13 protein-coding genes and 1 tRNA gene are annotated in these 14314 nt (G+C 38.6%); 5 read left to right on the top strand and 9 right to left on the bottom strand.

From position 1 onward, the window contains the following. Positions 1-10: 10 nt before the first annotated feature. From prmC to B3600_RS16990, 3 genes are all read left to right on the top strand, one after another. A complete protein-coding gene (prmC, locus tag B3600_RS17000) occupies positions 11-871 on the top strand; it encodes a peptide chain release factor N(5)-glutamine methyltransferase (RefSeq protein WP_286753766.1) in 861 nt (286 codons plus the stop codon). A 117-nt stretch (positions 872-988) separates the two neighbouring features. Then, a tRNA-Lys gene (locus tag B3600_RS16995) sits at positions 989-1061 on the top strand. Positions 1062-1308: 247 nt separating this feature from the next. Continuing rightward, on the top strand, positions 1309-2346 hold the full coding sequence (locus tag B3600_RS16990; protein WP_112376135.1) for a LacI family DNA-binding transcriptional regulator: 1038 nt from the start codon (positions 1309-1311) through the stop codon (positions 2344-2346). Positions 2347-2441: 95 nt separating this feature from the next. On the opposite strand, the gene B3600_RS16985 is transcribed toward B3600_RS16990, so the two are convergent. Genes B3600_RS16985 through B3600_RS16970 form a run of 4 tightly spaced genes read right to left on the bottom strand, consistent with a single transcriptional unit; the run spans position 2442 to position 5313 of the window. Further along, on the bottom strand, positions 2442-3287 hold the full coding sequence (locus B3600_RS16985) for a hypothetical protein (protein ID WP_286753765.1): 846 nt from the start codon (positions 3285-3287) through the stop codon (positions 2442-2444). After that, positions 3284-3667 carry a GntR family transcriptional regulator gene (locus B3600_RS16980; protein WP_070567719.1) on the bottom strand — a complete coding sequence of 128 codons (384 nt, stop codon included), beginning with the start codon at positions 3665-3667 and terminating at the stop codon, positions 3284-3286. The genes B3600_RS16985 and B3600_RS16980 overlap by 4 nt, the downstream gene beginning before the upstream one ends. A 1-nt stretch (position 3668) precedes the next feature. Beyond that, a complete protein-coding gene (locus tag B3600_RS16975) occupies positions 3669-4478 on the bottom strand; it encodes a hypothetical protein (protein ID WP_286753764.1) in 810 nt (269 codons plus the stop codon). Next, positions 4462-5313 carry an ATP-binding cassette domain-containing protein gene (locus tag B3600_RS16970; protein WP_286753763.1) on the bottom strand — a complete coding sequence of 284 codons (852 nt, stop codon included), beginning with the start codon at positions 5311-5313 and terminating at the stop codon, positions 4462-4464. The genes B3600_RS16975 and B3600_RS16970 overlap by 17 nt, the downstream gene beginning before the upstream one ends. Positions 5314-6034: 721 nt before the next feature. Here B3600_RS16970 and B3600_RS16965 point away from each other — a divergent pair. Then, entirely contained in the window at positions 6035-6511 is a 477-nt protein-coding gene (locus B3600_RS16965) for a hypothetical protein (RefSeq protein WP_201638988.1), read from the top strand. On the opposite strand, the gene B3600_RS16960 is transcribed toward B3600_RS16965, so the two are convergent. Genes B3600_RS16960 through B3600_RS16950 form a run of 3 tightly spaced genes read right to left on the bottom strand, consistent with a single transcriptional unit; the run spans position 6512 to position 9294 of the window. Next, complete coding sequence (locus B3600_RS16960) at positions 6512-7288, bottom strand: enoyl-CoA hydratase/isomerase family protein (RefSeq protein WP_070567727.1); 777 nt, start codon at positions 7286-7288, stop codon at positions 6512-6514. Positions 7289-7299: 11 nt separating this feature from the next. Continuing rightward, positions 7300-8142, bottom strand: coding sequence for a hydroxymethylglutaryl-CoA lyase (locus B3600_RS16955; protein ID WP_112376131.1), 843 nt, complete (start codon positions 8140-8142; stop codon positions 7300-7302). Between the two features lie 3 nt (positions 8143-8145). Further along, positions 8146-9294, bottom strand: coding sequence for an acyl-CoA dehydrogenase family protein (locus tag B3600_RS16950; RefSeq protein ID WP_070567729.1), 1149 nt, complete (start codon positions 9292-9294; stop codon positions 8146-8148). 153 nt (positions 9295-9447) lie between these two features. Between B3600_RS16950 and B3600_RS16945 the strand changes: the two genes are divergently transcribed. Further along, positions 9448-11055, top strand: a complete 1608-nt coding sequence (locus B3600_RS16945) for an acyl-CoA carboxylase subunit beta (protein ID WP_115050685.1) — start codon at positions 9448-9450, stop codon at positions 11053-11055. A gap of 86 nt (positions 11056-11141) precedes the next feature. On the opposite strand, the gene B3600_RS16940 is transcribed toward B3600_RS16945, so the two are convergent. Both B3600_RS16940 and B3600_RS16935 read right to left on the bottom strand, forming a co-directional pair. Further along, positions 11142-13070: an acetoacetate--CoA ligase gene (locus B3600_RS16940; protein ID WP_286753762.1), complete on the bottom strand. Its 1929-nt coding sequence runs from the start codon at positions 13068-13070 to the stop codon at positions 11142-11144. A gap of 122 nt (positions 13071-13192) precedes the next feature. Beyond that, the gene (locus B3600_RS16935) at positions 13193-14239 is read right to left on the bottom strand and encodes a ferredoxin--NADP reductase (RefSeq protein ID WP_286753761.1); all 1047 of its coding nucleotides are present in this window, start codon (positions 14237-14239) and stop codon (positions 13193-13195) included. Between the last annotated feature and the right edge of the window lie 75 nt (positions 14240-14314).

Raw genomic sequence — 14314 nt, 5'->3', positions numbered from 1 at the left:
CCTTTGACACATGAAAATACTTCAAGATTTCGAATTATTATTTCAACATGAGCTTCAGGGGTTATATGATGAGGATGAAATAAAAGCAATATTCTTAGTGGTTGTTGCCGAAAAGTTTGGGTTAAATAGAACCAATTATCGATTGAGAAAAACAGATATCGTCAAGGAGGCGGATAAGGCTGAAGTACTTGGCATCCTTCAGAATCTAAAAAAGCATAGACCTATACAGTACATACTCAATAAAGCAGATTTTTATGGTGAAGTTTTCCAGGTCAATGAATCGGTCCTCATTCCACGCCAGGAAACTGAAGAACTTGTCGATCTGATCATCAAAAACCACAAATCTTCTCAAAACCTAAAAATTATAGATATCGGAACTGGCTCTGGCTGCATCCCGATCACCTTATCAAAGCATCTCAATAATGCCCTAGTAACAACGATAGACATCTCAAAAGAGGCGATAAAAACAGCACAAGAAAATGCTAAGAATTTAAAAACTCAGGTTCAATTTATCAATGCGGATATATTTGAATGGGAATACATTTTCTCCGACCAACACTATAATATCATAGTATCCAATCCGCCCTATATAACCCCGGGAGAAAAGCAGCACATGAATCAAAACGTATTGGCTTATGAACCTGAGCTCGCATTATTCATTGAAGAAAGCGCTCCATTGATTTTTTATGATGTTATTTCATCCTTTGCTTTGAAACATTTAACCCCAGATGGAGATCTATATTTTGAAATCAATCAATATCTCGGTCCAGAAATGAAGGAACTTATGGTCAAAAAAGGATTTGAACAGGTCAAACTCATAAAAGATATCAATGGAGCAGACCGAATAATCCATGCAAAAAAAGCGCGATAAAAAAAATAATCCGTTTATTTATTAAGCAGTTAAGGCCTTTTCGTCAAAATTTGCATGCTATAATTTGGCATATATCAAAAGAAATTCTACCTTTGCATCACTTTCAAAAACAGAAAGGATTCCGTAGCTCAGCTGGTAGAGCAATACACTTTTAATGTATGGGTCCTGGGTTCGAATCCCAGCGGGATCACTGAAGAAAAGCTAATCGCAGGATTAGCTTTTTTTGTTTAACACTTGCGGAAAACTTCTTTTTCATCAACAACGCTTTTCTTGATCTCCATTTGAAAACATGTTTTTTATCTTATCTTTATAATTTCAAGAATTTTCGGGCTTAATACATTAAAAACACTAACCGATAATTCAATAATAATTCTAGCGCTATCTACCATCGTATTGACGCTAGAACAAATTACAATCAATGAAAGAGGATCGAGCACATGAAGAGATTTACGTTAAAAGAGATTGGCCAACAGTTAAACCTATCTCCAGGAACCATTTCCAAAGCACTAAACGATAGCCATGAAATAAGCGCAGAAACAAAAAAGTTAATTTTAGATTTCACGCAGAAAATTAATTATATACCAAATTTCTCCGCAAAAAGCTTAAAAACGGGGCGATCAAACACCCTAGCGATCATTGTTCCATTTATCTCAAGCTCTTTTTTCTTTGATTTTTACGAAGACATCTCCCTTATTTTATCGCAGACGAATTATAAACTCATCCTCTTGCAGACTTTTAACGATGAGAAAAAAGAAAAGGAAGCACTGGAACTTTGCATACAAAGCAATATCGAAGGAATAATCATTTCTCCTGTAAAAAATGATTCAAGTTTATCACTCTTGTTTTATATCATGGAACAGATCTGCCCTGTGATTATTTTTGACCGGATAAACCATCAACTCGACACCTTTAAAATCGGAATCCAAAACAACAAAGTCATCTATCAGGCAACAGAAGAAATGATCAAAAACAAACGCGAAAATATCATTCTTTTATTATGCAAAGATATCGGTGGAAATGTAAGCAGAATAAAAGGATATAAAGATGCCCTCTTTAATGCCTCTATTCCTTTTAAAGAAGAAAATATTGTTGAAATATCCTACTCAAGCCCCAAAGATAATATCGATGACGAACTGGAAAGCAAAATAAACACGTTATTAAATAAGCCCTCCGCTCCAAATGCACTCCTCTCAACGACAGACACCTTGTCGCTAAAAGTTTTGCACATATTAAATAAATTAGAGGTGAAAATTCCTGATGACATGAACTTAATTGGCTTTAGCAACACCCCTTTTGCCAACAGTCTCAACCCATCTTTAACAACAATCACCCAGCCAACACAGCTTATGGCAGAAAAATCGGTAGAACTTCTCTTGCAGATGTTAAAGAAAAAAAACAAAAAGAATTATTTCGAATTCGAGACGTATTTTTTGGACTGCAGTATCGAACACCGAAAATCTACATCATCCCTTTAAAGAAAAGGTCAAAACCCCACTAAGGAATTTTGACCTTTTCAGAAAATACCGATCTCTACTATTAACGATCGACTGCAACATCCACCAATTAAACCTTACTTAATCAATGATCGCAATGCATGGACAGGCAAATCTATTTTAGTATCATTGGATAGATTCCCGTTCAATGTTCCCCATTGCAAACTATCTAAACGGACAGATGATTTTCCTTCAGTTTTGATATTCAGAAGACCTACTTTGGCTTCAGGTCCCTTCCTATTGAAATAAACTTCTGAATTGTTTGCCACAATATCTGCACTTTGATAATTCGTACGCGGAAGTCCCAAAACACTATTCGTTGTGTTAACAAATAAACGACCGACAAGAGAATTCCCCTTACTGTCCGTCCCGCCAAGATCATCAATAGTGGAATTTGTCAGGTTCAGATTCAATGTATTTATAACGGATTTCTCCGCAAGGGAAAATACCTCCACGCTATCACCTACGACAGTCAATTCGTTCAACCTGGCGGACAACTCGTTAATACCCGCATTTTTTAATTTTAAAACGCTAAGATCAGGTGAAAAAATATAGATTGACTTATACCCCCCCTCTCCTCCTGATAAAAGATCTAAGGTAAGATTGCCAGATTGATCGACATTCGCTTTCACAAAGTCGGCTTGACTTTTATTAACTTTAACCATAAACTTATCGCTTTTCACCCAATACAACCCTACACCGCTTGCATTGGTACCTACAATATAAAGCTTATCGAAAGCTGCCAAGGGGAACGACCGGTAATAAACATCCTTTGCACCTGGCTTGGATACCTCCTGCTCAACATCAGCATTATATTTTTTCGCATCCACTCGATTTATACGAACAAGGTAGGACGCGACAAGCATCGGAACCGCGAATAAGCCTATTGCTAATCCCATTATTATTTTTGTACTTAATTTCATGACTCATTTTGATTAAAATTCTGACTTACAAACCGTCTATAACGTTGCTCTAACTCATCCAGACCGATTTCCAATAAATAAATATTACGAAAAAACAAGGGAAGATCTTCTTCTAGAAAAATTGCCTTTCTATATAACTTCACATTCTTCACCGATTCTTGTGTCAGAAAAAAACCGATCCCGCGCTTATTAGCTATAATTTCTTTCTGCTGCAACATATCATAGGTCCGCATAACAGTATTGGGGTTAACCTCCATCTGAACTGCCAATTCCCTTACTGAGGGGAGTTTTTCATCCACTTTCCAGGTCGCTAGCAAAATATGATCACATACGTACTCAGCAATCTGAAGGTAAATGGCTTTATTTGCATTGAACTCCATATTAAATCTCCTTTTCTTTCAACCTTAAAAAAGCAACCGCCCAAATCATTATGGCAAGCAACACTCCTACAGCGCCGATCAATGCAAAAATATGATTTGAATCAGACCAATAGTTATTATCCATTGTACCTACGGTATCCTGGGTCTGAGTCTTCATTAAGTAAACAAAAAGACACATCCAAACTACACAGTAAAGCACAAGAAAAATAGCCGTCTTTACATATTGATAGTTTTGGTAGACGATCCCACCAAATAAGAAAATTGCATTCAGAAGAATTGGTACAAAACAAAAATAATAAGCCGGTTCAGGGTATTGAACCTTGAAAAAGTACTGCCATAGATCCACACTGACCGTCTCTCCTGATGGCTGTACTTCATTTACAACCACAGAACCAACGCTCCTCAAATAAGAAACAAATGCCAAATCGATCAAATAAAAGACCAATAAATATGAACCAATACTCACGACAACCGTATAGAATAAGCTGACCAGAAACTTTTCCAATTGTGACGCTGGAATCATCAGCTCAAAAATCGCCCGGGTCTTCTTCCCTAAATCAGCAAAATAACTGCTCGAGATAACCGTTACAAAAAAGAGTCCCAAGATACAAAACAACGGTGCTCTGAAATTTAGCAACGAATAAACAGTATTCTTTTTGATATCATCATAATTTGACCCCAAATTAACTGCATAAAAACCAAAAATTACCCCGGCAATAATCCCTATTGACATCAGATAAATTCGCCCAAAACCAATCCATTGTCTTCGAATCAGTCCAAAAAAACGCGTAGCATTAAATAGATTTGACATATTCATCATGTTTAATAAGGTCCGTAATTTTTTCCTTGCACTGTAACACTGCATTAAATAGCAACTCCAAATCCAGTTTCGAATCTTCTGCCGCCGAGTTTGGAAGAATAACATTAAAACCGCCTACTCCTTCTTCGGAATAGAGTGTATCCAAAGGCAACTCTCTTACTTTTTTAAAGCATAAGCGATCAGTAATCACATGCATCGGAGCGTTGAGTGCAACCTTATGATCATCAAGTAAAATAACAGCATCAATAAGATTATCCAGATCACGCACCTGATGTGTGGAGATAATTACACATCGATCATCAGTAATGGCAGAAGCCATGATCTTTCGAAACTGAACCTTAGAAGGAATATCCAAACCATTCGTTGGCTCATCCATGATGATCACTTTTGTGTTAGACGCTAAACCGAAAGAAATAATATATTTCTTTTTCTGTCCATAACTCATGCTTGCTAATTTTTGCTCAATGGGAATATCGAACTCACGAATAAGCTGATCAAAATATACCTGATCGAAGTTGGGGTAGAACCCTGCATTAGCCTTCAGAAACTGTTCTGATTTTACGGCAGGGAGATAAAACTCTTCCGGAATAAAACTAATCTCCCTTAACAAGGAAGGTTCCCTTCGATTAGGGTTATGCCCCAGCACATCAACTTGCCCCGAAACAGGATATACCAAACCGGCAATATTCTTAAGCAAAGTTGATTTGCCAGCACCATTCTTTCCCAATAGGCCATAGATATGCCCCTGCTTCAATTCAAGATCCATATGAAGAAAAAGGGGCCTTGATTTACTATAGCTGAAATTTAGATTTTGGATAGTAACCATACTACTGTATTATTTAATTAATACACTAATATAGAAACGGATTTTGTATAATTCCAAAAATATTTAAAAAAAAACACAGGCAGAGCTTTGCTTACGCTCAAGCATTATTTTAATTTAATAGCGCAGATCGGACATAATAAAACATATACATTCAATTTATATAATAAACATAATACTATGATAAACAAATTGTTATTATAATAAATTATGAAATTCGTAATCAAATAAAACATGATTTTTATCGATGTGCGTTATCCTTAAAAACAACACGCAAATCGCAACCACCTTCAAAAACCCGAAATAGCCGCATTCTCAGCTAAAACAAATCAAAACCACACAAACCTTCGGGAATGACAAACATCACCTCAGAGAGGCTAAAAACAACTAAAAATAAGGCATACAGCCGATCATTAGTTATTCACAAGCGAATACCTTCGTTCTCGATCATTTGGACGGCCTATTTGGTCCAGCTAATCGTTATTCTCCGCCTGATAGATAAACGGCGAATTACACATAACAACAGCATTAACCAAGAGTTAAAAACAATACAAAGCAACCTAATAACCAAAACAATAAAGTGCTCATATAAAGTAAAAATACATATAAATACAAGTCCCTTTGATCAGAAGACGTAGACAATTAATGAAAAACCAGCATCTATTCTATAAGCTGGTTTAGTTTAAAATAGCTTTAAATCTATTTTATTACCATCTTTGTTTTCATGATGAATTACATTTATCCCTTCATTCTAGCGATGCATTCTTTATGGAGATGGGAAGTACTGATTATACTAGCAATTAGTCTTTCAACCTTTTTTTATAAGAAAAAACAGCAGCTTCTATTCTCCCCTATCGATCAATTTCTTGTAAAAACCACGGTTATTTCTTTCTATATTCAGCTAGTTTTAGGTATTAATCTCTATATACTGAGCCCCATCACACAGTACTTCCTACGACATTTCGACGAAGCAGTCCACCTGAGGCAAATTCGCTTCTTCGGTATGGAGCACAGTAGCATGATGATTATGGCTGCAATTTGCCTGACATTGGGTGCCCATAAAAGCAAAAACGCCGATACAAACGATCGACGTTTTAAAACATTATTAATCTGGTTTGGACTAGCTTTACTGATTATCCTTAGTTCTATTCCTTGGGAATTCTCTCCCTTGACAAGCAGACCGAGTTTTCGATCATTTTAATTAGCTATTTTTCCAGTTGGCTTTTCTTTTATTACGCATGGCATCCATTCCCTCCTTGAAATCATTGGTTTTACGCAAATCTGCCAAGCTCTCTAAGAGAAAGTTATACTTATCATCATAATCTTGCTCTTTTAGCCTTCGCAGTGCAACAAAACCTCTCGATATAGCCAAAGGAGCATTTTTAAGAATAGTTTCTCTCAATTCAACCAAGGCAGTTTCTTCAACATCCAAAATTCCGGACAGAATACCCTTATCCAGCGCATCTCCCGCAGAAAAAGAATCTCCCCTGATACAAAGATCCATCGCTTTTCTTTCAGGCATATATTCCATTAGCAAGGCCAACACCTGAAATGGAAAGAGTCCGATTTTTACTTCTGGCAAAGAAAAACGTACATGTGGCAGTGCAAACAAATAAGTGCAAGATAATGCAATCAAAAAACCACCTGCAATAACATCTCCCCTAACAACACAGATTGAAGGCTTATCTAAACAGGCAAATATTTCTGCCAAAGACTTTTCAACCTTTGGAATTGCCGGATTACCAATATCTACTGTAGGATCCTCAAAAGCTTTAAGATCCATACCCGCACAGAACACCGGACCTTCAGCCTCTATTTGTACTAAACGAATATCGGGATTGCTATTCGCCAGATTCAATGCATAGGCAATTTCGTTCACCATAGTCGGACTAAAAGCATTTCTTTTATCCGAACGAGCTAGCGTCAAATTGAACACATGCTGCTCAACGTGCACCTTTATAAAATTCAGTTTTTCCATCTCAAAAATCCCTACAAAATCATTTGCCTGAAGCTATGCTCCAATCCGAGTATTTCAGCATCAGTTCCTCGTCCAAAATAACGCAACAAGAGTTCTGAAGGTATATTGCCAACCAAATCATCTTTTGCAAATGGACAACCGCCATAACCAAGCAATGCGCCTTCAAATTTACGGCAACCTGCGAGATAAGCGGCTTCAATCTTAGCAAGACTCTCCGCTTGCCTCGCATGAAAATGTGCACCTATTTCCAGTTTTGGAAAACTGGCTTTAACAAAAGTGAATAATGCTGAAATCTGATTCGCATCGGCTTCTGAAGTTGTGTCTGCCAAAGAAAATTCCCGGATACCCAGATCGTATAATTTCCCAATCCATTCTTCTACCAAAAGTGGGGACCACGGATCCTTGTATGGGTTCCCAAAAGCCATGCTAATATAAATAACTAAAGATTTATGATTAGCGTCTGCCAAAAGTTTCATTTCTTTTACTTGCTGATAAGAAGCCGCCAAGCCCATATTGGTATTTCGACGTTGAAATGTTTCCGATATTGAAAATGGATACCCTAAAAAGTCGATTTTTTCCTCTAGAACGGCTTCTTCTACTCCACGAAGATTGGCGACAATCGCCAATAACTTCACTTTTTCATTCTTTCTGATTCCTTCCAGGACTGCTTTTGTATCCGCCAACTGCGGAACTGCTTTCGGCGAAACGAAAGATCCAAAATCAATAACATCAAACAGCTCACTTTCGATTAACGTATTGATATGTTTAATTTTCTTATCTGTCTCAATAAAGTTATGAAGCCCTTGAACAGCGTCTCTTGGGCAATCAACCAATACAACTTGATCCCTCATCATATGCTATAAAATATCTTTCTCAATCTCTCTGGCGATCACCATTTTCTGAATACTTGAAGTCCCTTCACCTATGGTACATAGTTTAGCATCTCTAAAAAACTTCTCGGCAGGATAGTCCTTTGTAAATCCATAACCACCAAAGATCTGCACAGATTCATTCGAGACACTAACAGCAGCCTCCGACGCATAAAGTTTAGCCATCGCTCCAATTTTAGAAACACGGTCCCCATGATCCTTTAAATAGCCCGCCTGCCTCGTTAACAATTCGCTTGCCTCTACTTGTGTAGCCATATCTGCAAGTGCAAAAGAAACTGCCTGAAATTCGTAAATCTTTTTCCCAAATTGCTCACGCTCGTGTGCATATTTCAGCGCACACTCGTAAGCTCCGCGGGCAATACCCAAAGAAAGTGCCGCAATCGAAATACGTCCGCCATCCAATAATTTTAAAGCCTGTACAAAGCCCTGTCCTTCCTCACCGATGAGTTGATCCCGATGAATCCGACAATTATCAAAAAAAAGACAGGCAGTTTCTGAGGCACGCATCCCCAATTTATTTTCTTTCTTTCCCGCAGTAAATCCAGGTGTACCTTTCTCAACAATGAAAGCCGACATCCCTTTTTTATCCCCCTTAGCCCCAGTTCGTGCAATAACGACAGCAACACTAGAACTGATGGCATGCGTGATAAAATTTTTAGAACCATTTAACACGTAATGATCACCATCTCTCTCCGCAAATGTCGTCATTCCACCGGCGTCAGAACCGGAACCGGTTTCTGTAAGCCCCCAGGCACCGATCCATTCAGCTGTCGCCAACTTTGGAAGATAACGTTTCTTCTGTTCTTCACTGGCAAAGCTTAATATATGATTTGTGCACAAGGAATTATGCGCCGCCACAGAAAGCCCGATTGAACCACATACCTTGGAGATTTCATCCAAAACGGTAATGTATTCCTGATACCCGAGCCCTGATCCGCCATATTCTTCAGGAACGATTACTCCCATGAAACCGTGTTCGCCTAACTTTTTAAAAACTTCTATTGGAAATATTTGGGCTTCGTCCCATTCCATCACATAAGGTTTGATATGATACTGTGCAAAATCTCGTGCACTTTGTCTGATCATATCCATTTGTTGTTTATTTTCAATAAACATAAGCATGAATATTAAATTTACAATCGGTAATTCAATTCAAATATATCAAAATATTTAGGAATAAAATTGCAAATATTTTAAAATTTTATTTTAAATTTATCTAAAAATAAGAAATTCTTAATTTAACAGTTTTTAAAACCAAGATTATAAATTATGAAGGAGCTACTCGCATTACTTCGCCAAAAAAGAGAAAATTTAAAATTCGGTGGCGGCATCGATAAAATAAAAAAACTGAAAGAAAAAGGCAAAATGTCAGCCTGGGAAAGAATAGAATATCTACTGGACCCAGACCGTGAGTATCTTGAAATAGGCATGTTTGCCGGCGAAGGAATGTACAAAGAACATGGTGGATGCATAAACGCAGGATGCGCAGCGGTACTGGGTTATGTAAAATCCAAACTATGCGTCATTGTCTCCAACGACGCGACTGTCAAAGCTGGGGCATGGTTCCCAATTTCTGCCAAGAAAAATCTACGCGCACAAGAAATTGCTATGGAAAACAACTTGCCAATTATCTATTTAGTAGATTCCGCCGGTGTATTTTTACCGCTACAAGATGAAATCTTTCCGGACAAAGAACATTTTGGACGTATATTCCGTAACAATGCCCGAATGTCCTCCATGGGAATACCTCAAATTGCAGCAATTATGGGAAGTTGTGTAGCAGGTGGCGCTTATTTACCTATTATGTCCGACTACGCCTTTATCGTCGAAGGAACGGGATCTGTATTTTTAGCAGGCCCTTACTTGGTCAAATCTGCGATAGGTGAAACTGTAGATGCAGAAACACTCGGCGGAGCTTCTACCCATTCGGAGATATCCGGCGTAACAGACAATAAATTTCCCGACGACCAAAGTTGTTTAGATGCTATAAAAAATGTTATCGATAAAATCGGTGGAAATCCAAAAGCTAATTTCGACAGAAAGATAAGCCTACCCCCAAAAACTGATCCGAGTAAAATAGTAGAGATTCTTCCCGAAGACAGGACAAAACCTTATCGCATGCAGGATATCCTGAATGCAATTGTAGACGCAGAGACTTTAGAAGAATACAAGCCAGATTATGGAAAAACCATTGTATGCGGCCTCGCCCGCATAGATGGCTGGGCTGTCGGGATCGTTGCTAATCAACGCGAGATCATTAAAGCCAAAAAACCTGGCAACACCATGGAAATGCAGATGGGCGGGGTTATCTATAGTGATTCAGCAGATAAGGCGGCGCGCTTCATCATGAATTGCAACCAGCAGCGCATTCCACTTGTTTTTTTTCAGGACGTCACTGGTTTTATGGTAGGGAGCCGATCTGAACAAGGGGGGATTATCAAAGACGGCGCAAAAATGGTCAATGCAATGGCCAACTCCGTAGTCCCAAAATTTACATTTATTGTCGGAAACAGTTATGGCGCAGGAAATTATGCAATGTGTGGAAAAGCGTATGACCCACGACTAATCTACGCTTGGCCTACCGCCCAAATGGCAGTCATGAGCGGTGCCGCAGCAGGCAAAACACTGTTTCAAATCCAAGAATCAGCTTTAAAGGCCAAAGGTCAAGAAATTAATGAAGAAGAGAAAAACGACCTCCTTAAATCCATCGAAGACCGGTACAACGAGCAATTGAGCCCATATTACGCTGCTGCGAGACTATGGGTTGATGGAATTATAGCACCTGAAGAAACACGAAAAGTTATCAGCATGGGAATTGAAGCTGCCAACGAAAAACCTATCTTAGACCGGTATAATGTAGGTGTTATACAGGTCTGAGTGGAGTAAAGTTAAATTCGAAAACCCCTCAAACGGCAAACTTCGTCATCTGAGGGGTTTTTAAATTAGCTATTTTATAGCTATATTTAGGATCTTCTCCAGATTTTGCTAATCGCTTCAAAGTCCAACAAAGATTCTCGATTCCGCATAATGTCTACTGACACCGCTTTTTCTACAGGTATCCCCGAAAAGATTTTCTTAATAGGCAGCTCCAGTTTTTTACCGCTTAACGTATAAGGAATAGCCGCTACTTGAAAAATATCGTCAGGCACATGTCGCGGACTATATTGCTGCCGAAGCACCCGTTTAATCTCACCTTTTAACATGTCATTCAATAAGCCAGTGTCCAATTGAACAAAAAGCAACATATCAGATGATCCATCTTCATGATCTACGCAAATAACCAAACTATCCAAGACCCCCTCGGTTCTATTTAAAACATTATAGATCTCTGCAGTACCAATACGTACGCCGCCACGGTTCAGAGTTGCATCTGAACGCCCGTACATAATTACTCCATCATGGTCAGTAATCTTAATCCAGTCACCATGACTCCAAACACCGCTATATTTATCAAAATAACTATCGAAGTATTTTTTATTCGCCCCATCGTTCCAAAAATAGATGGGCATGCAGGGCATGGGAGCTAAAATAACGAGTTCTCCAACCTCCCCATAAAGTGGATGACCATTCTCATCAAATGCTTCTATCTTAGCTCCTAAGGTGCGGCATTGAATCTCTCCTGCATAAACATCACGCAAAGTGCACCCCGAAAGAAAGGCGCTGCAAACGTCTGTACCACCACTTAATGAGACAATTTGACTTTTTGGAAACTGTACATTTAGCCATTCAAACACATCTGGCGGAAGTGGTGAGCCTGTTGACCCTATTGTTTTCGGCTGATAAGCCATGGATTTTAAATCTTGATCTTGACAGGAGATGAGATAAGCAGCCCCAACGCCAAAATGATCCACCTTACTTTCTTGTGCAAACCTCCATAAACTCAATTTGTCGGGATAATTCGTAGCTCCATCATATATACACAATGTATTTCCCATTAAAAGGGCCGAAAGCGCATAATTCCACATCATCCATCCTGTAGTAGAATACCACATAAATCGATCGCCGTCTTGCACATTTTGATGCAGTCCAAGTGCTTTCATATGTTCCAGCAGCATACCACCAACTCCATGTGTAATGGCTTTAGGCTTCCCGGTAGTTCCCGAAGAATACAAAATCCATATTGGAGCATCAAAAGGCATTGCCGTAAATTGGAGCTTAACTTGTGTAAGATCCTTTTTCAGAATCTCTTCCCAAATAGGATCATCAATCAAAACACAAGCCACTAATGATGGTAGCCGCTGCGAAAGTTGCTGAATACTTTCCGCCTTTTCAAAAAGACGTCCATTATAGTAATAACTGGAATTTGCGAAGAGTACTTTGGGTTCAATCTGCTCAAAACGTTCCTGAATACTTGCCTCCCCAAAGTCGGGCGAACAACAGGACCAAACCGCACCGATGGAATTAGCAGCCAAAAATAACGCAACTGCTTCGATGCCATTAATCAATACACCAGCTACACGATCTCCACTTTGTACACCTAATTCTTTCAAATAGACTTGGAGTTTGAGAACCATGGATTCCAACTCAGTCCATGACACCTCTCTTTTAGCATGCTGTTCAGATTGAAAGATTAATGCAGGACGCTTTTCCGTTGTGTTCCGAAATACGTGTTCAGCATAATTCAAAGTAGCCCCACTAAACCACTTTGTCCCAATAAAGCTTGTGGAATCTGCCGGTAACTCGACAATGTTTGTAGGAGCTGAATGAAATTTTAAATTAAAATAGGCGGCTATACTCTTCCAAAAATTAGCCAGTTCCGTCGTTGACCATGCCCAAAGGTCCTGATAGGATGGAAAGAATAAGCCATGCTCATTCTCCACATATTGTTTAAACTTATTGATCTCAGCTAGAGATTTTTGCTCTTCTGTTGGGCTCCAGAGTAATTTTCCCATAATAGTTAGCTATAAAACGGTTATATTCAAACTTAGGTAAATTTACGTGTATATGCAATTTTAAATAGCTATAACGCCCTATAACAACACACTGTATTTTCGGATTAAATACAGATGTTAAATTATAATACTTCAATAGCCGTATTCATTTCTACCGGATGCCCCGTGCACAAAAGTATCCTTCCTTGTTCAACTTCGCGATCTGTTAAAACCTCATTATAATCCATTCTTACTTTACCTCTTGTACACTGTGAAATACAGGTACTACACATACCGGATTTACAAGAATACGGCAACTTAATTTTATGTTCCAGCCCGATGTCCAAAATAGATTTGTTATATGGCACTTCAAGATTATAGGTTTTGCCTTGAAAATATAATTCGATAGCATAGGTCGTTGTATCAACTTCCTTTTCGGTCTCGTCATCATCATCCTCTTCATTTTCGGGCAATAGAAATGTCTCTCGTTTTATCTGATTGGAATCAAATCCCATCCCCAAAAGGGTAAAACGACATAGATCCATATAAATCACAGGACCGCAGGTATAAAACAAGGCATCTTCCTTATTTCCAAACAAATGATCGTTAACAATAGCATGTATATAATCTCTATTCAACCTGGCCTTCATCAAATTTTTACTATTGGAGTAAATCCACACAATTGTTAAACGATCAGGAAATCGGTCTGCCCAACCCTCCAATTCGGATCGAAACGGTGTTAATTCCAGCGTACTATTACTGTAAATTAACACTATTTTAGACTTACTTTCCGCAAGAAGCGCTGTTTTGAGAATAGCGTACAAGGGTGTGATGCCAATTCCAGCAGCAAACAAAAATAAGGTCCGAATCTTTTCCGGTTCAGGTTCATATAAAAACAAACCCTGAGGTTCCATCGCGTTGACGATATCCCCCTCCACAATAGTATGGTGGAGCAGTCGAGATATTTCCCCATTTTCGACACGCTTAACAGTGATGCTTAAGGGCTCATTATTATCCGGCGAACTATTAAAAGAATAAGAACGACGTACCTCACGGTCACCAAACACAAAAGAAAGCGTAATAAACTGCCCAGCTTTATAGGAAGGATAGTCTCCTGCTATAGACTCAAGCTGAAAAGTAAGGTTATTATTAGGTTGGGGGATGATTTTTGAAATCCTTAATGTATACATAGATCAAACTTAGCTAAATTTGATTTTATAAACAATTATAATTCTTTAACCAACCTGTCCTATAACTGCCATGAA

The organism is Sphingobacterium sp. UBA2480 (genome assembly GCF_002341965.1).
Classification (GTDB): domain Bacteria; phylum Bacteroidota; class Bacteroidia; order Sphingobacteriales; family Sphingobacteriaceae; genus Sphingobacterium; species Sphingobacterium multivorum.
This window is presented reverse-complemented; position numbering and strand designations above follow the sequence as displayed.

What these genes read in the sequence shown, in the direction of transcription:
- B3600_RS16950 (WP_070567729.1), bottom strand. Translation starts at nt 9,294, where the DNA reads ATGTTTATTGAAAATAAACAACAAATGGATATGATCAGACAAAGTGCA.
- B3600_RS16985 (WP_286753765.1), bottom strand. Translation starts at nt 3,287, where the DNA reads ATGAAATTAAGTACAAAAATAATAATGGGATTAGCAATAGGCTTATTC.
- prmC (WP_286753766.1), top strand. Translation starts at nt 11, where the DNA reads ATGAAAATACTTCAAGATTTCGAATTATTATTTCAACATGAGCTTCAG.
- B3600_RS16990 (WP_112376135.1), top strand. Translation starts at nt 1,309, where the DNA reads ATGAAGAGATTTACGTTAAAAGAGATTGGCCAACAGTTAAACCTATCT.
- B3600_RS16975 (WP_286753764.1), bottom strand. Translation starts at nt 4,478, where the DNA reads ATGTCAAATCTATTTAATGCTACGCGTTTTTTTGGACTGATTCGAAGA.
- B3600_RS16935 (WP_286753761.1), bottom strand. Translation starts at nt 14,239, where the DNA reads ATGTATACATTAAGGATTTCAAAAATCATCCCCCAACCTAATAATAAC.
- B3600_RS16965 (WP_201638988.1), top strand. Translation starts at nt 6,035, where the DNA reads ATGATGAATTACATTTATCCCTTCATTCTAGCGATGCATTCTTTATGG.
- B3600_RS16960 (WP_070567727.1), bottom strand. Translation starts at nt 7,288, where the DNA reads ATGGAAAAACTGAATTTTATAAAGGTGCACGTTGAGCAGCATGTGTTC.
- B3600_RS16955 (WP_112376131.1), bottom strand. Translation starts at nt 8,142, where the DNA reads ATGATGAGGGATCAAGTTGTATTGGTTGATTGCCCAAGAGACGCTGTT.
- B3600_RS16945 (WP_115050685.1), top strand. Translation starts at nt 9,448, where the DNA reads ATGAAGGAGCTACTCGCATTACTTCGCCAAAAAAGAGAAAATTTAAAA.
- B3600_RS16940 (WP_286753762.1), bottom strand. Translation starts at nt 13,070, where the DNA reads ATGGGAAAATTACTCTGGAGCCCAACAGAAGAGCAAAAATCTCTAGCT.
- B3600_RS16970 (WP_286753763.1), bottom strand. Translation starts at nt 5,313, where the DNA reads ATGGTTACTATCCAAAATCTAAATTTCAGCTATAGTAAATCAAGGCCC.
- B3600_RS16980 (WP_070567719.1), bottom strand. Translation starts at nt 3,667, where the DNA reads ATGGAGTTCAATGCAAATAAAGCCATTTACCTTCAGATTGCTGAGTAC.